The organism is Macrococcus lamae (genome assembly GCF_004359545.1).
Lineage (GTDB): Bacteria > Bacillota > Bacilli > Staphylococcales > Staphylococcaceae > Macrococcus > Macrococcus lamae.
Map to the genome: position 1 here is coordinate 117,814 of NZ_SCWB01000003.1, position 17,355 is coordinate 135,168.

The 17,355-nt window shown below is 39.7% G+C and carries 19 protein-coding genes; 11 read left to right on the plus strand and 8 right to left on the minus strand.

Translation table 11 applies throughout. The annotated features are described in order from the left end of the window. The first annotated feature begins 11 nt into the window (after window positions 1-11). From gdpS to pepT, 4 genes are read left to right on the plus strand one after another with little or no spacing between them, the layout of a single operon-like run. Entirely contained in the window at window positions 12-1,070 is a 1,059-nt protein-coding gene (gene gdpS, locus ERX29_RS03110) for a GGDEF domain-containing protein GdpS (RefSeq protein WP_133443223.1), read from the plus strand. Window positions 1,071-1,100: 30 nt separating this feature from the next. Further along, window positions 1,101-1,868 carry a threonine/serine exporter family protein gene (locus ERX29_RS03115; RefSeq protein ID WP_165981047.1) on the plus strand — a complete coding sequence of 256 codons (768 nt, stop codon included), beginning with the start codon at window positions 1,101-1,103 and terminating at the stop codon, window positions 1,866-1,868. Then, window positions 1,850-2,332, plus strand: coding sequence for a threonine/serine exporter family protein (locus tag ERX29_RS03120; protein ID WP_133443225.1), 483 nt, complete (start codon window positions 1,850-1,852; stop codon window positions 2,330-2,332). The genes ERX29_RS03115 and ERX29_RS03120 overlap by 19 nt, the downstream gene beginning before the upstream one ends. Window positions 2,333-2,362: 30 nt before the next feature. Continuing rightward, window positions 2,363-3,586 (plus strand): peptidase T, encoded by a 1,224-nt coding sequence (pepT, locus tag ERX29_RS03125; protein WP_133443226.1) that lies wholly within the window; start codon window positions 2,363-2,365, stop codon window positions 3,584-3,586. A 91-nt stretch (window positions 3,587-3,677) separates the two neighbouring features. Here the strand turns inward: pepT and ERX29_RS03130 are convergent, their stop codons facing one another. Beyond that, window positions 3,678-4,748, minus strand: a complete 1,071-nt coding sequence (locus ERX29_RS03130) for a glycerate kinase (RefSeq protein ID WP_133443227.1) — start codon at window positions 4,746-4,748, stop codon at window positions 3,678-3,680. A 57-nt stretch (window positions 4,749-4,805) separates the two neighbouring features. Continuing rightward, on the minus strand, window positions 4,806-5,126 hold the full coding sequence (gene ytxJ, locus ERX29_RS03135) for a bacillithiol system redox-active protein YtxJ (RefSeq protein ID WP_133443228.1): 321 nt from the start codon (window positions 5,124-5,126) through the stop codon (window positions 4,806-4,808). Window positions 5,127-5,242: 116 nt separating this feature from the next. On the opposite strand from ytxJ, the gene ERX29_RS03140 reads away from it, so the two are divergent. Next, complete coding sequence (locus tag ERX29_RS03140; protein ID WP_133443229.1) at window positions 5,243-5,443, plus strand: hypothetical protein; 201 nt, start codon at window positions 5,243-5,245, stop codon at window positions 5,441-5,443. A 14-nt stretch (window positions 5,444-5,457) separates the two neighbouring features. Here ERX29_RS03140 and ERX29_RS03145 read toward each other — a convergent pair whose 3' ends face one another. Then, window positions 5,458-6,348, minus strand: coding sequence for an EMYY motif lipoprotein (locus tag ERX29_RS03145; protein ID WP_133443230.1), 891 nt, complete (start codon window positions 6,346-6,348; stop codon window positions 5,458-5,460). A gap of 78 nt (window positions 6,349-6,426) precedes the next feature. On the opposite strand from ERX29_RS03145, the gene ERX29_RS03150 reads away from it, so the two are divergent. Together ERX29_RS03150 and murB are read left to right on the plus strand one after the other, a co-directional pair. After that, window positions 6,427-6,933 (plus strand): GrpB family protein, encoded by a 507-nt coding sequence (locus ERX29_RS03150; RefSeq protein ID WP_133443231.1) that lies wholly within the window; start codon window positions 6,427-6,429, stop codon window positions 6,931-6,933. A 32-nt stretch (window positions 6,934-6,965) separates the two neighbouring features. Further along, on the plus strand, window positions 6,966-7,898 hold the full coding sequence (gene murB, locus ERX29_RS03155) for a UDP-N-acetylmuramate dehydrogenase (protein WP_424960623.1): 933 nt from the start codon (window positions 6,966-6,968) through the stop codon (window positions 7,896-7,898). A gap of 47 nt (window positions 7,899-7,945) precedes the next feature. Here the strand turns inward: murB and ERX29_RS03160 are convergent, their stop codons facing one another. The 5 genes from ERX29_RS03160 to nrdI form a co-directional block, all read right to left on the minus strand. Next, on the minus strand, window positions 7,946-8,698 hold the full coding sequence (locus ERX29_RS03160) for an SDR family NAD(P)-dependent oxidoreductase (protein ID WP_165981045.1): 753 nt from the start codon (window positions 8,696-8,698) through the stop codon (window positions 7,946-7,948). 70 nt (window positions 8,699-8,768) lie between these two features. After that, window positions 8,769-9,176: a FixH family protein gene (locus ERX29_RS03165; RefSeq protein WP_133443234.1), complete on the minus strand. Its 408-nt coding sequence runs from the start codon at window positions 9,174-9,176 to the stop codon at window positions 8,769-8,771. A gap of 166 nt (window positions 9,177-9,342) precedes the next feature. Beyond that, a complete protein-coding gene (nrdF, locus tag ERX29_RS03170) occupies window positions 9,343-10,329 on the minus strand; it encodes a class 1b ribonucleoside-diphosphate reductase subunit beta (RefSeq protein ID WP_133443235.1) in 987 nt (328 codons plus the stop codon). 21 nt (window positions 10,330-10,350) lie between these two features. Next, on the minus strand, window positions 10,351-12,456 hold the full coding sequence (gene nrdE, locus ERX29_RS03175; RefSeq protein ID WP_133443236.1) for a class 1b ribonucleoside-diphosphate reductase subunit alpha: 2,106 nt from the start codon (window positions 12,454-12,456) through the stop codon (window positions 10,351-10,353). Further along, window positions 12,440-12,805 (minus strand): class Ib ribonucleoside-diphosphate reductase assembly flavoprotein NrdI, encoded by a 366-nt coding sequence (gene nrdI / locus ERX29_RS03180; RefSeq protein ID WP_133443237.1) that lies wholly within the window; start codon window positions 12,803-12,805, stop codon window positions 12,440-12,442. Before nrdI ends, nrdE begins: the two co-directional genes overlap by 17 nt. 345 nt (window positions 12,806-13,150) lie before the next feature. Between nrdI and ERX29_RS03185 the strand changes: the two genes are divergently transcribed. The 4 genes from ERX29_RS03185 (at window position 13,151) to ERX29_RS03200 (ending at window position 17,106) form a co-directional block, all read left to right on the plus strand. After that, window positions 13,151-14,011, plus strand: a complete 861-nt coding sequence (locus ERX29_RS03185; protein ID WP_133443238.1) for a DMT family transporter — start codon at window positions 13,151-13,153, stop codon at window positions 14,009-14,011. After that, entirely contained in the window at window positions 14,008-14,505 is a 498-nt protein-coding gene (gene queF / locus ERX29_RS03190; RefSeq protein WP_133443239.1) for a preQ(1) synthase, read from the plus strand. The genes ERX29_RS03185 and queF overlap by 4 nt, the downstream gene beginning before the upstream one ends. Before the next feature lie 89 nt (window positions 14,506-14,594). Next, window positions 14,595-16,106 (plus strand): peptide MFS transporter, encoded by a 1,512-nt coding sequence (locus tag ERX29_RS03195; protein ID WP_133443240.1) that lies wholly within the window; start codon window positions 14,595-14,597, stop codon window positions 16,104-16,106. 88 nt (window positions 16,107-16,194) lie between these two features. Next, on the plus strand, window positions 16,195-17,106 hold the full coding sequence (locus ERX29_RS03200) for a diacylglycerol/lipid kinase family protein (RefSeq protein WP_133443241.1): 912 nt from the start codon (window positions 16,195-16,197) through the stop codon (window positions 17,104-17,106). Window positions 17,107-17,355: the final 249 nt, after the last annotated feature.

Below are 17,355 nucleotides of genomic sequence, written 5' to 3' on the forward strand. Positions count from 1 at the left end.
GAGTTGGTTTTATGATCGAAGCTGTCATATTTAATATAGCTGTAGCGTTAAGCGGCATTTATTTATTCCACCGCATGCAGTTCTTTGAAGAGAAGGAAATTGTTTTCTCAAAAAATTACATCACTCTGCTTATGACATTAATTAGTTTACTGTTGATGTCCTATCCCATAGCATTTCATCATATGTCATTCCATCTTGCTTTTGTGCCACTATTGTTTTTAGGTCGTTATACGAATACTGTCTACACCTTATTAAGTGCAGTCGTTCTCGCCGTTCTCCAGATTACTGTTTTTCATGGCACATGGGTAGATGCATTAGTACTTATAGGAATAGGCATCTCAGTCGGTGTGATAGGACCGTTCATTAAAATGTCCCACTTTGCTAGTATTCAAGTGCTGAATGGAATAGCAATGCTTGTTATTTTACTGAGTCTGCCTTTCCGCGATATTTCTAATGAACTACTGTATTTTGTTATGGTTATCTGTGTCTCTTTCATCATGACAATCTGCAGCGGATTGATGTTCGTTGATATATGGCGCATATCGAAGCTTATACAGCGCTATGAAAATGAGGATTCTATTGACTATTTAACCGGGCTTGGCAACGTCCGTGAGTTTGACCGCCAGCTGAATGCGACAAGCCGTTATGAACATCAGGCTATCAGTCTGCTGCTCATCGACATTGACGATTTCAAAGAAGTCAATGATCAGTATGACCACGTTGCAGGTGATGCGGTGTTAAGGCAAATCGCCCAAGTGCTTAATAATTATATTCCGGTCGGTACAAAAGCTTTCAGAAACGGTGGCGAAGAATTTTCTGTAATACTTGTAGACGTATCGCTTGATTCGGCCATTAAACTTGCTGAAAGTATCCGTCAAGGAGTAAGAAATACAACTTTTCATCTACCGAACAAGGAAACTATTTCTTTGACTGTTTCTATCGGTGTCGGTTATCTTCAGAAAGAAGAACTGAAATCTCATCGTAAAATCTTTAAAGATGCTGATGACATGCTCTATGCTGCAAAAGAACATGGACAGGATACAGTCATGTTCAATCCGATTATCAAATAACGGGAAGTCATTCTTTCTGTTATTTTTTTTATTATACAGGAGGTTAAAATGCTTGATCATCATACAAACAAAATTATAGATGTCATCATGCTGGCAGGTAAAATACTGCTTGAGAACGGCGCAGAAACATACCGTGTTGAAGACACAATGACACGCATTGCAACTCACTATGGTCTAGATAATACTCATAGTTTTGTCGTTCCGACAGCTATTATCTTCTCGTTCAGCGAAAAATCTGAAACACGGCTCATGAGAATTGAGAGCCGGACTACTGATCTTGAAAAAATAGCTGAAACAAATGCCATATCAAGAGCAATAGCGAGCAATTCGATTACATTGGATGATGCCAAAACAATGCTCCAGCAGCTGGATCAGGCAGATCTTCAGTTCAGTCTTTGGCTGAAAGCATTGTCGGCCGGGCTTGTCAGTTTCTTTTTTCTGTTGATGTTTGATGGAACAGTGATTGATTTACTGCCTGCTTTCCTTGCCGGAAGTATCGGGTTTCTGATTGGTGAATATATACAGCTGCATACGCGCATCAAGTTTTTCTCTGAGTTTGCGGCAGCTATCGTTATCGCATCGATTGCTCATTTATTTGTTCTTCAATTTGCCGGTGATTCCATCAATAAAATAATCATTGCTGGAGTCATGCCGCTAGTGCCTGGCGTATTAATAACGAATGCCATCCGGGATCTGATGGCTTCACATCTGCAGGCAGGTATCATTAAAGGAGTGGAAGCAGGACTTACTGCTTTTGCCATAGGTGCGGGGGTAGCATTATGTCTCACGATATATTAACACTGATCTTTCAAGTTGCTTTTCAGTTTATCACTAGTTTTTTTGCGACACTGTTTTTCTCCATTCTTTTTAATGCACCTAAAAGGCTGCTTATTCCATGCGGTGTCGTCGGAGCGGTCGGCTGGGTAGTTTATTATTTTACAATGCAGACGATGACAAGCGTAGGTGCCTCATTTTTAGGAGCTTTCTGTCTCGGTGCTATGGCTCATTTAATGGCGCGTTATTACAAGCGCCCTGTCATCATTTTCTATGTATCCGGAATTATTCCTCTCGTTCCGGGAGGACTCGCCTATGATGCGACAAAGCTGATGATTATCCATGACTACACAGCCGCGCTTCAGAAAAGTTTTGAAGCAATGATGATATCAGGTGCCATCGCATTCGCGCTTATTGTAGTAGAAATTATCTTCCAGTCTTATTTCAAGTTAAGAAGAAGAGTGCAAATATATCGAAATCCGATATAATATAAGTATTAATGTATAGGGGGTATTATCTTGAAACAACAAATCATTGAACGGTTATCGCGTTATGTAAAGATTGACACACAATCAGATGCATTCAGCGAAACAACTCCATCAACAGAAAAACAATGGGAGCTGCTCCGCCTGCTTGAAGAAGAAATTAAAGCGCTCGACCTCAACGTATCTATCGACGACAAAGGCTACTTGATGGCGACACTTCCGGCTAATACAGATAAAAAAGTACCGGTTATCGGTCTGCTTGCGCATGTCGACACAGCAACTGATTTCACAGGCACAAATGTCTCACCGCAAATCATTGAAAACTATGACGGTAAAGATATCACTTTAAAAAGTGGTCTTGTAATTGATACGACGACGTTCCCAGAACTTAAAAATTACGAAGGTCATACAATGATGACTACTGATGGTAAAACATTGCTCGGTGCTGATAACAAAGCAGGTATCACAGCGATTATGGAAGCTGTCATCTATTTACTGCAACACCCTGAAATCAAGCACGGAGAAATCCGCTTCGCCTTTACACCAGACGAAGAAATCGGTCGTGGACCACATCATTTCGATGTTGCTCGTTTCGGTGCTGACTTTGCCTATACTATTGACGGCGGACGCCTAGGAGAACTTCAGTATGAAAGTTTCAATGCTGCGGGAGTTGAAGCGCGTTTCTATGGTGTCAATGTGCATCCCGGCTCGGCCAAGGATAAAATGATCAATGCGCTGACGTTAGGAATCGAATTTAACAGCACACTGCCTGTTGACGAAGTTCCAGAAAAAACTGAGGATTATGCAGGGTTTTATCATCTAATGGCTATGGAGGGCTCTGTTGAAGAATCAGTCCTGCGTTATATCATCAGAGACCATGACAAAGAAAAATTCGCTGCTCGTAAAGCATTGATGGATCAGACAGCTAAAACTATGGCCTCTAAATATGGAGAAGAAAAAGTATCACTGTCAATCACAGATCAGTATTTCAATATGGGAGAAAAAATCACTCCTTACCCTGAGCTTACTGAGATTCCACAGGAAGTGATGAAAGAACTCGGTATAGAGCCGATTATTGAACCAATCCGCGGAGGAACAGATGGCTCACAGCTCTCTTATATGGGACTGCCAACGCCAAACATCTTTACAGGTGCCGATAATTTCCACGGTCCTTATGAATATGCGTCCATCGATAACCTTGAGAAATCTGTACAGACAATTGTCGGTATCGTTTCCAAGTTTGAAACAAAAGCTTAAATCATAAAAAACAAGGCCTGAAGACATTTTAATGTCTTTAGGCCTTGTTTTAATATAAATATAGCTCTCTCACGTATATTCAAAGCTCTGATTATTTTTGCATCCTCATTAATGTCATAACAGTATTCTGCAGCTGAATACCGATTTGAATATCTTGTGTGTCAGCAGTCATTTCCGGATAGATATTAAAATGATAAATATTCGTATCGTCGCTCGGCAGTTGCTGACCAGCTGTCAAATAAATATATTTTTTTCCTGCTGCTGCATAATCCATTATCGCCTGCGATACGAGAGAGCCCTTTGATGCGTTCACCGTTCCACCGCCGAATATAATCATATCTGCTTCTTCCAGTAAATGTTCTATATTAGTGTCACGGAATATCATTTCCTTTGAAGTAATCACCTCTGCTGAAAGAATTTCACTGAAAACGGCTCTCAATCCTCCTCCATCACCGCCATAAGAAGGTCTTGTCAAATTAAAATTTATTTTCTTGAACTGTTCGTTTAAATACCATATATTATTATCCATTGTCTTTAGTTCTTCCGTATCTGCAACGATATCCGCTGCATGACTATGACTGCCGAATAAATAGTAATCCTTGTCACTGATGATTGTAAATTCACATGCAGCGAGCCGATCATCAATAGAAGACACATCAATATTCCGAATTCTTTTGATGTCTGCTGCTATCAATGGTCCTGTCAGCTGATCACCATTTCCATCAAAGAAACGTACACCAAGCAGTTCCAGCATACCGATGCCGCCGTCCATCACTGTAGAATTGCCCAGTGCCACAGTAAATGCCTCGTAGCCAAGATCCAGTCCATTTAAAATAACTTGACCAAGACCTGTCGATGACGTTTCCTGCAATTGTCCAGCGTTATTAAACAACGTTGAACAATCGATATATAAATTTTTGTCAATACCAGCAACAGTCACTTTCGTCTGCTGCAGCTGACTCCCAAGTACGTTCCATTGAAATCTTTTTCCACGGTTCCATTGGAGAACGCCGTCAATCATATCTTTTGAACCATCAAACAGAGGGACTTTAACAACTTGACTGTTCTCTAATACCTTATGTATTCCTTCTTCTATATAATTGTTCGCTTCTCTTGAGCTTAATTTATCTTCAAACCGGTCAACTGCCACTAATATATTCATAATTCCCTCCAAAATAAATAACTAATAGCCACGGCTATTAGTCACTCTTTTTATCTGTTATTCCTCTGCGGCTGAAAGCGAATGTACTGTTATCTGACTGTGACTTGCATTCCATACAACTTTTTTATTAACAAAATACAATGCTTGTGGAGATTCGTGTCTGATTCCAGTCTGTTCAGCAATGTAATCAGAAAGCTCGCGTGCCTCCTGAACAGTCAGGTAAAACCCGTCCATATCACGTTCGTATAAAAAATTATTATACTGGTCGAAAGCATTTAAAGAAATCGGACAGGTTGTAGAATGTTTCATCAGAAAAAACTTATCCTGCTCCTCTAATAAATTATCGAATTGTTCCACACTATTAATTTTTAATACCATCTTTTCACCTCATCAAATAGATAACCTATTTGTTTTTGTATGATATGTTTTTAATTTTATACCCTTAATCGTTTATCATTAGACATGTTATAATAATGAAAAAGGAGGATTTAATATTGAACACACCACCATTACCTGTAAAACGCTGGAGTTTTCTTGATACAATTAATCTTTGCCTGATGATTTTTGTCTGCTTATTTGTCATCGACTTTACTAAGAACCCGATGATTTCATGGCTGGTCATTGTCGCTTTCGGAATATGGATACTCACTGTCATTGCCAGAAATCTTTATATATCACGTCATCAAAAGCGCTAAACAAAGAGAAGGGATTATACCTTCTCTTCTAATTTTTTCAGTGCTTCATAATATTTATCATCAATAGATTTAATTTGTTTTGTATTTTCTAGAATGCTCTGAATGGGCATATGCTGCAATTTCTCTTCAATTCCCATAGCAATTTTACGTTCTTTATAATAATTGATCAGGCTGTAGTCTATTTCTGTCTGTGCCTGGCGCATCTGAATAACATTGGGTGAGCTGATATTTGTCTGATTCAATTTCTCCACATGAAATCTTAGGAGCGGTAGCAGTGATTGATCGATATAGGCCTGCTTTTCTTTTGTACTGGCACTACTCATTAAATATTTAACCTTGGATTTTAAATCTGTGCTGTTCGCATTGATGACATCAGTCAATGAATTATAGTCAGATTGTTCTTTGTCATTATCGATTGCTCGGTCAGCAAATTTCTCACTCTTAGCTTTATTCTTCTCAAATACTTTTGTATAGCCAAGAATTTCTTCATTGGAAGCTATTGATTGATTGTATAATTTAATGTAATGATACATATCATTGATAAATTTCTTCTTTTTCTTGAAGTTTTCAACATAAATATCATGAACATCAGATACTTCTTTAGTTTTAACTTCTACTGTCTTTAACTTTTTTTCGTAAATAGAGAGCTGCGGTCGGACTCTTTCTGCGAGTGATGCTTCTATTGCCTTTAATTTTTCTTTTTTAGTTTCGGTGACCTCAGAGCCAATCAATTGGTCAGCTTTTTCAAGTTTCAGGCGGTCAATGGAATCAACAAGTTTCTTTTCTTCTGATTGAACTTCTTTCATCTGGGCTTTATAATCATTAATGTCTGACTTTACTTCATTGCCGCACGCGGTAAGTATTGACAGACATAATAACACTATCAGGCGAATTATTATTTTCATTTATCTTCTCCTTGCTAAACACATTATACCTAAAATTATAATCAAGTTAAATACTAATCAAAAAACAGAGGTTCATTAATGATAAAACAACGACCAGTTATTACTGTTAATTATCAGCTTGAGCAATATAAAACGCTTTATCTAGAAATAGAAGAGCTGCTGTTTAATCTACTTGACACACCTGTATCGGCGGTTCATCATATCGGCGGCACAGCAATTCACAATGCAATGACGAGCCCAATCATCGATGTACTTGTTATCGTCCCTAATCTTCATGCAATGACTACATTGGATGAGAAGCGGCTGAATAACAGTGGATTTTATAGACTGCATCATCCTTATAAGAAAAAATGCGTCTTTAGTCAGTTTACTGACTTTAAATCACTTGATGAACAGTGCCGCCTTCATATCGTTGAAGCTGAGAGTGAGAAATCAGAACGATATTTGACGGCACAGCGTCTGTTGTCCGAGGACGCTGTGCTGCTTAGTCAGTTCAATGATTTTAAAGTTCAGCTGGCTTCCTTGTCAAAGAAAGATTATGAGGAACAGAAGTCAATATGGTTCAGCTCTCTTATCGCCAAGTAGCTGAAATGTTGCTATAATAGTTAAGAATTAGAATGAAAGGGCGTAACTCAGTGACTTTACATAATCTATATGACTCATTATCACAAATTATTCCGGCTGCACTAGTTAAAGTAGATGAGCCATTAAAAAAATATACTTATACAAAAACAGGCGGCAATGCTGATTATTATATTTCTCCTGTTCGCTACGAAGAAGTCAGTGCCATCATGAAATTTGCTAAGGAATATCAAGTTCCGGTTACGTTTCTAGGAAACGGCTCCAATATCATTATAAGAGATGGCGGCATACGAGGTATTGTGCTCAGTTTGCTGAATTTAAAGGATATACAGGTTGAATATGACCAGATTATTGCTGGAAGTGGTGCTGCCATCATCGATGTATCAAGAACAGCACGTGATCATCATCTTACAGGACTCGAATTTGCCTGTGGTATACCTGGATCTGTCGGCGGTGCTGTCTATATGAATGCCGGTGCATATGGTGGAGAAATTAAAGATTGCATCGACCATGCAAAAGTTATTGATGAGAATGGTGAGATGTATACGCTTGATAAGCTAGATCTGGAACTTGAGTATAGAACAAGTGCTATACAGCAGCGTCATCTTGTGGTCCTTGAAGCGACATTTAATCTGCAACGTGGCGACATTAACATCATCCAGGAATTAATGGATGACTTAACACAGCGTCGTGAAGACAAACAGCCGCTTGAATATCCTTCATGCGGCAGCGTCTTCAGACGACCGCCTGGACATTATGCCGGACAGCTGATTCAGGAAGCTGGTCTTCAAGGCCATCGTATCGGTGGTGTTGAAGTGTCGACAAAGCATGCCGGTTTTATCGTTAATGTGGATCATGGAACGGCAACAGATTACGAAGATATGATTACCTATGTAAAAGCAACAGTTCTCAAGCATTCAGGTGTTGAACTACAGCCAGAAGTCCGTGTGATCGGGGAGCGGCTATAAAACAGACAGCTCGGACAAAACATCAATTTTGTCCGAGCTGTCTATTATTAAATTGCCGTCACTCCACCGTCAATGACGATTTCCGAACCAGTAATGAACTGCGATTCATCGCTTGCTAAAAATACAACTGCTGGTGCGACATCATCGGTACTGCCGATACGTCTCAGTGGTGTCTTATCCATATACCAGTTATGCACCTGCTCCTGCTCAAGTTGATCTTTAATCATTTCAGTCTCAATGAAACCTGGCAGAACAGCATTGACGCGCACATTATACTTAGCAAAGTCCCCTGCTGCTGATTTTGTCATTGACCGGACTGCTCCTTTAGAAGCGCCGTATGGACTTAAGCCCAGTCCGACCATACTTGCAATAGATGAGACATTGATAATACTGCCCGACTGCTGTTCTTTCATGGCAAGGACGACAGTCCGCATTCCTAGATACGTTCCCCACACATTGGTCTCCATCACTCTTCTGAACTCTTCAATGGTCGTATTATGATACGATTCCACTTTGCCGATAATACCGGCGTTATTGATCAGGACATCGATACGACCGAAACGTTCTTTTATCTCTGACATAATACGCTGCCAGTCAATTTCCTTTGAGATATCATGTATCATTGTCATATGTCCTTTGTCCGACACTTGCAGCAGCTCTGCTTCCAGAGTTTCCAGTGCTTGCACATTAACATCCGTCGCAATGACAATTCCGCCTTCTGCAGCTGACAGCAGTGCTTCTTTTCTGCCTTGTCCCCCTGCAGCCCCTGTAATTAACACTACTTTGTTATTTAATCGCATCCAACCATCCTCTCTTTCCATTCTATTGTAACGTGTATTAAGCAGTAAAAAAAGAGGAATGTCTCCTCTTTTACTTGCTTATGACAATATCAGCATCAGGCATTGTGTGCTGATTTTTTGCAGTCACATGACTGATAATCGTATAGGTACCTGGTTTATCAAATGAATATTTAAGCGTATAGACACCTGCTTTAGCTTGTGCCACCTTTTCTTTTACTGATGACTTTGCTTTGTTATCTTTAATGATTTCAAACATCACTTCATCTGCATCATTGACGTTGTCTTTGCCATAAGTGACTTTTGCTTTTAAATCCACCTTGTCACCTGCTTGGGCTTTCTCAGGAACAGTCAGTGAGACTTTAAGTGGTGCCAGTTTTTCACTGCTGCCAGAATTATGATGCCCTGCATGTCCGGATTGTCCATTGTCACAAGCACTTAAAAATAACAATACAATCAGTATCGATATTAATTTTTTCATTGATATTCTCCTTTTAATTTTCTCTTCTTCTATTATGGAAATAAAGAAGATAAGATTCAATGTCCAAATCGTGACAGTTTTTTGTATCCAAAATATGCGAGAAACAGCTAAAAACGCCCTGGCAGCGCCAGAGCGTTTAGTTATTAATCAATAAAGACACATTTATTTATACTTGAACCATTTTTTCTTCATCAAAGACAAAATCTTCATCTTTCAGTGCTTCGACGTTTAGCGCGATGACATAACCATCACCTTTAACGCTGAAGAAGTCGTGGTTTTTTGTGCTTGTGTTAAGCGCATTTTCAATGATCGGATTAAAGCCACGCTCTTCAAAATAAGGTTCAAAGCCAAGATTAGCCAGTGCTTTATTGGCATTATAAGCAACGTAGTTCATCACATCGTCAGTCAGTCCGATGTTATCATACATCTTCTTCGTATAGCGCTCTTCGTTTTCAAACAGAGCAATCAGTAATTTATACATTTCTTTGTCTGCCTTCGTCTTCTCATCATCAGACAGTTCATTACGCAGACTTTGAGCATCAAGACCAGTAAATACACCATGAATACTTTCATCAAGTAGAATTTTCCGGATGATTTCTCCTGATGTTGTCATACGTCCTTGCCCTGCTAGATACAGCGGGTAGTAAAAACCGGAATAGAATAAGAAGGATTCCAGAAATACACTCGCTACACGCGCCATGTACTGGTCATAAGTTGTCGCTTCCGGCTGCCACAATTTATGATAACGTTCAAGAATGATGTCGGATTTAATTTTTAATTCAGGTTGTTCCACTACCCATACATCCAGCAGTTCATTCGTCTCCTGTGAGGACAGTAGCGTCGTAAAGATATGCGAATAACTTTTCGCATGAATCTGCTCCATCATCGCCATAAATGAGTAGACTGCCTTTTTTCGTAGATCCTTTGTATGCAGCATAATAAGCGGCATACCATCATCCGCCTGATGAGTATCAAGTCCAGTCAGTCCAGACAGCACTTTCTTGAATGTATCCTGCTCATCAGGTGATAGCTCTTTCCAGCTTGCAATGTCTTTTGATACTTTAAATTCTGATTCGACCCACATTTGTGAGATGTTTTGACGCCAGAACATATTTGTCATATCTTCTTGTGTATTCCAGTTAACTGCTTTCATAGTAACCCTCTTTTCTTTGCCTTATACAGCACAGCTCGTACATTCTTCGACGCTTAACAGCTTATTTCTTGTATAGTAAAGTGACTTTAATCCTTTATGATGGGCATATACATAAAGTCGTGACAGCTCTCTAGTTGAAATTTCAGAATTGACGAATAGAATTGTTGAGATTCCTTGGTCTACATGTTCCTGAATCGTCGCAATCAGATCGATCAGTTTCATTTGGTCTGTTGTAAATGCTGATTTATAGAACCACATCGTCTCAGGCGATAAAAATGGCATCGGATAGAACGTTTCAGCATTACCATATGTTCTTCGTTCAATCTGGTCAACGATCGGCATGACTGAACTTGTAGCATTCTGCACATATGAAATACTCTGTGTCGGTGCGATGGCCAAACGATAAGCATGAAACAGACCATAGGTTTTTACTTGCTCGCGTAGGTCAGCCCAGTCTTTTTCAGTAGGCACTTTAATGCCTTCAAACAGCGTCGCTACTTTATTAGACTTTGGTGCATAGCTGTTTAATACGTATTTATCGAAATAACTGCCTGATGCATAGTCAGATTTGTCAAAGTCCGCATATTGTTCACCGCGTTCTTTAGCGATTTCCATTGAACGTTCAATCGAATAGAAGTTCATCATCATAAAGAATGTATTGGCAAAGTCTTTTGCTTCTTCTGATTCATAGGCAATTTTATTTTTAGCAAGGAACCCATGAAGGTTCATCACACCCAATCCTACTGAGTGTAGCTCACGATTTGCTTTAGCAACGCCCGGCGCATTTTTAATATCCGCTTCATCACTGACCGTTGTCAGTGCATCCATACCGATATGGACAGATTCTTTTACTTTTTTCGATTCCATGACGTTCACGATATTTAATGAGCCTAAGTTACATGAGATGTCTCGTTTAATGTCGTCTTCTGTGCCATAGTCATTGATCACCGACGTTTCCTGCAGCTGAAAGATTTCTGTACAAAGGTTACTCATTTTAATCTGACCGATATTGCTGTTTGCGTGCACTTTATTTGCATTATCCTTGAACATTAAATAAGGGTAGCCGGACTGCAGCTGAGTCTGCGCAATGGTATTCAGCATTTCACGCGCATCCTTAGATTTTTTGATGATATTCGGATTTTCAACGAGCTGATCATACATTTCATCGAGGTTAATGTCATCCAGTGTCTGACCATATTCCTGTTCAACGGTATGAGGTGCAAACATAAAGAAATCCTTACCTTCTTTAGCCAGGTCAAAGAATTTTGACGGCACAATCAGACCAGTGGAAATTGTAGACAGACGTAGATCCTCATCCGCATTCACTTTTTTAGTGTCCAAAAATTCAAGAACATCGTAGTGGAAGATATTTAAATAGACCGCTCCAGCACCTGGACGCTGGCCAAGCTGATCAGCATAACCAAAGCCACCTTCTAATGCTTTAGCCACCGGAAGAACTCCTTTTGCAACGCCTTTAATTCCTTTAATCGCTTCGCCGCGGGCACGTAACTTCGATAAGTTGATTGCAACACCGCCGCCGATTTTAGATAACTGTTTCGCTGTTGAGTCAATATAGTTGATGGAATTCAAGCTGTCATCTACTTCCAGCAGGAAACATGAAACTAATTCACCTCGACGGGCACGTCCAGCGTTCAGGAATGTCGGTGTGGCCGGTTGATAGCGCTGTTCAACCATCGCATTGATGAGTTCTTTTGCTTGTTCTTTATCGCCTTTTGCTAAATATAGACTGACAATAATGACATGCTGTTTATAGTCTTCCAGGTACTGCTTCTTGTCATTTGTCTTCATTGCATAGTCTTTGAAGAACTTACTTGCTGACATGTAGCTTGCGAAAGTAAAAGGCAGATCTTCTGTATAGCTGACAATATCCAAAATATCATCTTCAGTATATTGCTCGAATAAGTCGTAATAGAAATTATTATCTATGAGATAGTGCAGACGTTCCAGAGGGGATTCAAAGTGAATCGTCTTATCCTTTACTTCTTCCAGATAAACGGTCAATGCTTCCTGATCTTTCTCAAGATCGAAGAACCCATCATTACGACGCTTTGTCACCTGATTATTAAGTTCAATATGATTGTATTTTTTCTCATCTAGGATTTTCATCCAATTTCCCCACCTTTTCTTTGAATAATAAAGAATCTCTATCATTACCATGCAGTTCAAATTTCATGAGCAGTGGTATATTATACTGTGCTGCTATCGTATCTCCAGCTTTGGCATAATTCTGTCCGAAGTTTTTATTGCCGCTCGCAGCCACCCCTCTTAAATAGCGATGATGCGTAATCAAAAATTCAGCGACCGGCATAGGAACTTCACCGAACCCGAAAGTTCCTGTTACTAAAATAAAAGGCTCATGAATACCATATGCTTGCGATAATGGAACCGCTTCTAATCCGGCTCTTTGAAGAAATCTTGTAATATTTCCGGTCAATGAGTAATAAATAATCTTCATTGTCATCACTCCGTTATGTATCTCACACTTTTGTGAATAATTTCATACATAACACTATATATAGTGTTATGTATGAAATGCAGCCACAATATATACGAAATATTATAGCACGATTGTGCCCTCTTTCAATCAATACTAACCAAAAAAATTTAAATTATTAGGCTTGACTTTCTGCAAAATTTGTCGAACCTTAGCGGCTCATGCGTTCGTAAATATGATTAAATTTTTATGACTTCAGAAAATTAATTTACTTTGATAGTGTCAACCGGTGAATATATCATTTTTCGTTTGAAGAAAGGTTTTTATGATAGAATAAGAGATAAATTTTGCTGAAAGGAGAACGATATGAATAACCAGCAGAAAGGCATTATCTGGCTGCTTATCGCTTCGCTCGGTTTCAGTCTGATGGGTGCTTGTGTCAAGCTGTCCGGTGATCTGCCTGTGATCCAGAAGTCACTATTCCGGAATATCGTCGGCATGATTATCCCACTTTATTTTGTCTTCAAATACAATGAACGCTTGTTCGGCAGTTTGAAAAATCAGCCGCTACTGATGGCACGCAGTATTTTCGGTTTGATCGGTGTCCTGTTAAACTACTACACGATTGACCGCATGGTGTTGAGCGATGCCGATATGCTGAATAAACTCAGCCCATTTTTCACCATCATTCTATGTGCTGTCTTTCTGAAAGAACGTGTGCAGAAGTATCAAGTCATCGCGATCATCGTTGCGTTTACCGGCTCACTGTTCATCATTAAGCCTAGTTTTTCAAGTGATATATCAGTCGCCCTGATCGGTATCCTCGGTGCACTATTTGCTGGATTCGCCTATACGACTTTAAGAGTACTCGGTCCGAAGGAAAAATTCTATACGACAGTCTTTTATTTTTCATTCTTTTCCACTGTTATTTTGCTGCCGTTTGTCATCTATCATTATGAGCCGATGACTACCATCCAGCTTATCTACCTGTTATTGTCGGGCGTATTTGCGACAGTCGGACAGTTCGGAATTACAATAGCCTACCAGTTCGCACCTGCAAAAGATATTTCCATCTTTTTCTATGCAACAGTGCTGTTCAGTGCCATCATTGGGTTCATCATGTTCCAGGAATATCCGGATATACTTAGTTACTTAGGATACATCATTATTTTCAGTGCCAGTTATTATATGTTTAAAAAAACAAAAACTAAAGGAGATTTATCATGACAGGAAGAACAAACGAAGAACTACAGGATATTACTTTGCTGGGAAACCAGAATAATGTCTATGAGTACAGCTACAATCCAGACGTCCTTGAATCATTTGATAATAAACATCAAGGCCGTGACTACTTTGTCAAATTCAATTGCCCGGAATTCACAAGTCTTTGCCCGATTACGGGTCAGCCAGATTTTGCAACGATTTACATCAGCTATATCCCAAACATTAAGATGGTCGAATCTAAATCATTGAAACTATATTTATTCAGTTTCAGAAACCACGGCGATTTTCACGAAGATTGTATGAACATCATCATGAATGATCTCATCAGTTTGATGGACCCTCATTATATCGAAGTATGGGGGAAATTCACTCCACGCGGTGGTATTTCAATCGATCCATACACTAACTACGGCAGACCAGACACAAAATATGAGGAAATAGCATCATATCGATTGATGAACCATGACCTTTATCCGGAGACAATCACGAATCGGTAATATTACTCCAAAAACTGAGTTGTCTAAAAAATCTAAAAAGAGTAAAATAGTAAAGCGTTTTATTTTAATCATTGAAAAGAGGTTTTATCATGGCAGTACGCCACACCCGTGAGGAAGTCGTCAATAGTATGCCGAGAACCGGTTTCTTCGGGCATCCAAGAGGACTGATCACATTAATGCTTACAGAGTTCTGGGAACGTTTTAGTTACTATGGAATGAAAGCCATTCTTATCTTTTATCTCTATTATAGTGTCTCCAAAGGCGGATTCGGCCTTGAAGAAGGATTCGCACTTCAGATTGTATCGATATACGGTGCACTGATCTATATGAGCGGAATTATCGGCGGCTGGATTGCCGACCGGTTGATCGGTACAAGACATTCAATTACAATCGGTGCCGCTCTTATTATGATCGGCCATATTTTATTGTCACTGCCAAATAACTTTACATTGTTGCTTATTGCATTGCTTTTCATTATTTTGGGGACAGGGCTGCTAAAACCTAACATCTCCTCAACAGTCGGTGAACTTTATCACAAAAACGACAGCCGTGTAGATGCAGCCTTTACATTGTTTGTCATGTCCATCAACTTAGGCGCGTTTCTTGCACCGCTCATCGTAGGTTCGTTGCAGACTAATATCGGATTCCATGCTGGATTTTTAGCAGCAGCTATCGGAATGTTTTTCAGTCTGATCGCCTTTATCATTATGTCTAAACGAACGCTCGGATTAGCTGGACTTGATGTCCCTAACCCAATCACTCATGATGAACGTAAAAAGACCGGTATTTATTTACTTGGTGTCGCACTGTTATTTGCTCTTTACTTTATCTATCTCTCCTGGCGAGGACAGCTGGATCTTCAACATTTTGCCAATATGATTACTTTCCTCGGTATTGTACTGCCAGCAGTTTATTTCGGAATGATGATCATGTCTAAAAAGACGTCAAGCGTAGAAAAATCACGTGTGACGGCCTACATTCCATTATTTTTGGCTTCTGTCATGTTCTGGATGATTCAGGAGCAGGGATCAACTGTGCTTGCCAACTTCTCTGACAAGAAGACTCAGCTCGACTTGAACGTGCTGACCAACGGCGCAATCAATTTTCATATCCCAGCCGCATGGTTCCAGTCACTTAATCCATTGTTCATCGTAACATTGGCACCGCTATTTTCAATTCTCTGGACAAAACTTGGTGAACGCAATCCATCAACAGTCGTTAAGTTTGCAATTGCCCTCGTTCTTGCCGGTTTAAGCTTTATGATTATGATTATGCCGCTCCAAAGTGGTGTTCAACTGATCAATCCGTTGTGGCTTGTTCTCAGTTTCCTGTTGGTCACACTGGCTGAACTGTGCTTATCACCTACGGGGTTATCAACTACGACTAAACTTGCTCCAGAAGCATTTACTGCTCAGATGATGAGTATCTGGTTCCTATCTAATACGATGGCGCAAGGATTAAATGCTCAACTTGTAAATGTCTATACGGCTGTCAGCCCAGTCAGATACTTCGGAATTTTCGGAGGAATTGCTATAGGACTAGGCATACTATTATTCTTTGTTTCGCCATTGATCAAGAAACTGATGCATGGAATCCACTAACAGCAGCGATTAAATTTCAGCACGCGCCTTGGCGCGTGTTTTCTTATGGAAAAAGGGTAAAAGTTAAAATAAAAACGAGGTGTGACTATTGGTACAATTTACAATGGGAATATTATTTTATCACGAAGGTGCGGGACAAGGCGAAGTGAGTGATATCGTCGGAGCAGTGACGAAAAATCTCATTACTATCTGTCAGGAGCTGACGATATATAAAAGCCGCGAAAAAGGAGATATTATTAAATACTGCCATAAAATTAAAGAAGAGCAGCTGCCTTATGAAGTGATTTATTTACTAGGAGGAGACGGCACGGTACATGAACTGATTAACGGTGTTATGCAGGCTGATCTTAATTTACCGATCGGCATACTGCCTGGCGGGACATTCAACGACTTCACTAAAACATTGAACTTACCGCCTAACCCAGCTGACGCATCAGAAGCTCTTACAACTAGTTCAGTCAAGCATATCGATGTAATGAAAGTTAATGATAGATATGTTCTTAACTTCGCTGGTTTAGGTCTTATCGTAGAAAATTCTGAAGGAGTCGCTGATGATGCTAAAAGTCGAATCGGCAAATTCAGTTATTTGATGTCTACATTAAGAAGTGTCACTGACCCGACCTTTTTTAATTATAGAGTAACAATAGATAATCAGGTTCATACTGGCAGCAGCTCGATGATCATAACAGCTAACGGGCAATTTGTCGGAGGCAATAGAATTCCCCTTACAGAACTTTCACCGGATGACGGTATACTCGATGTATTCATCTTCAAAGAATCGGGCATTAAACTCTTCACGGAACTTCTGTCAGAGAAGAGTGCCGCTACCTGGAATGATATCAGCAACAATATCGAGCACTATTCCGGTGCGCATATCATGATAGAAACCGAAAATAAAATGGCTGTCGATATAGACGGTGAAATAGATATTGAAACGCCCCTCCGGATTGACATTCTGACTAAACGTCTACGCATGTTTACAGGGCAGGACATCGTTTAACTTCAATAAAATAAAACACGGAAGATTCTATTGAATCTCCGTGTTTCAGACTGTAGACAAAGTCTCCTTAGGAGATGTTGTCTGCAGTCTTTTTTTGTTAAAATATAAGAAATAAATTCAGAAGGTGATTGTATTGATAAAGATGTCTAATCATGAGTTTACAAAACAAAAACGAAATCAACTTGAAATGTATAGTCTGGAAGACCTTGTGCCACAGAATCATTTACTTCGAAAAGTTGATCAGGTCTT

What these genes read in the sequence shown, in the direction of transcription:
- gdpS (WP_133443223.1), top strand. Translation starts at nt 12, where the DNA reads ATGATCGAAGCTGTCATATTTAATATAGCTGTAGCGTTAAGCGGCATT.
- ERX29_RS03120 (WP_133443225.1), top strand. Translation starts at nt 1,850, where the DNA reads ATGTCTCACGATATATTAACACTGATCTTTCAAGTTGCTTTTCAGTTT.
- ERX29_RS03130 (WP_133443227.1), bottom strand. Translation starts at nt 4,748, where the DNA reads ATGAATATATTAGTGGCAGTTGACCGGTTTGAAGATAAATTAAGCTCA.
- ytxJ (WP_133443228.1), bottom strand. Translation starts at nt 5,126, where the DNA reads ATGGTATTAAAAATTAATAGTGTGGAACAATTCGATAATTTATTAGAG.
- ERX29_RS03145 (WP_133443230.1), bottom strand. Translation starts at nt 6,348, where the DNA reads ATGAAAATAATAATTCGCCTGATAGTGTTATTATGTCTGTCAATACTT.
- ERX29_RS03150 (WP_133443231.1), top strand. Translation starts at nt 6,427, where the DNA reads ATGATAAAACAACGACCAGTTATTACTGTTAATTATCAGCTTGAGCAA.
- murB (WP_424960623.1), top strand. Translation starts at nt 6,966, where the DNA reads ATGAAAGGGCGTAACTCAGTGACTTTACATAATCTATATGACTCATTA.
- ERX29_RS03160 (WP_165981045.1), bottom strand. Translation starts at nt 8,698, where the DNA reads ATGCGATTAAATAACAAAGTAGTGTTAATTACAGGGGCTGCAGGGGGA.
- ERX29_RS03165 (WP_133443234.1), bottom strand. Translation starts at nt 9,176, where the DNA reads ATGAAAAAATTAATATCGATACTGATTGTATTGTTATTTTTAAGTGCT.
- nrdF (WP_133443235.1), bottom strand. Translation starts at nt 10,329, where the DNA reads ATGAAAGCAGTTAACTGGAATACACAAGAAGATATGACAAATATGTTC.
- nrdE (WP_133443236.1), bottom strand. Translation starts at nt 12,456, where the DNA reads ATGAAAATCCTAGATGAGAAAAAATACAATCATATTGAACTTAATAAT.
- nrdI (WP_133443237.1), bottom strand. Translation starts at nt 12,805, where the DNA reads ATGAAGATTATTTATTACTCATTGACCGGAAATATTACAAGATTTCTT.
- ERX29_RS03185 (WP_133443238.1), top strand. Translation starts at nt 13,151, where the DNA reads ATGAATAACCAGCAGAAAGGCATTATCTGGCTGCTTATCGCTTCGCTC.
- queF (WP_133443239.1), top strand. Translation starts at nt 14,008, where the DNA reads ATGACAGGAAGAACAAACGAAGAACTACAGGATATTACTTTGCTGGGA.
- ERX29_RS03195 (WP_133443240.1), top strand. Translation starts at nt 14,595, where the DNA reads ATGGCAGTACGCCACACCCGTGAGGAAGTCGTCAATAGTATGCCGAGA.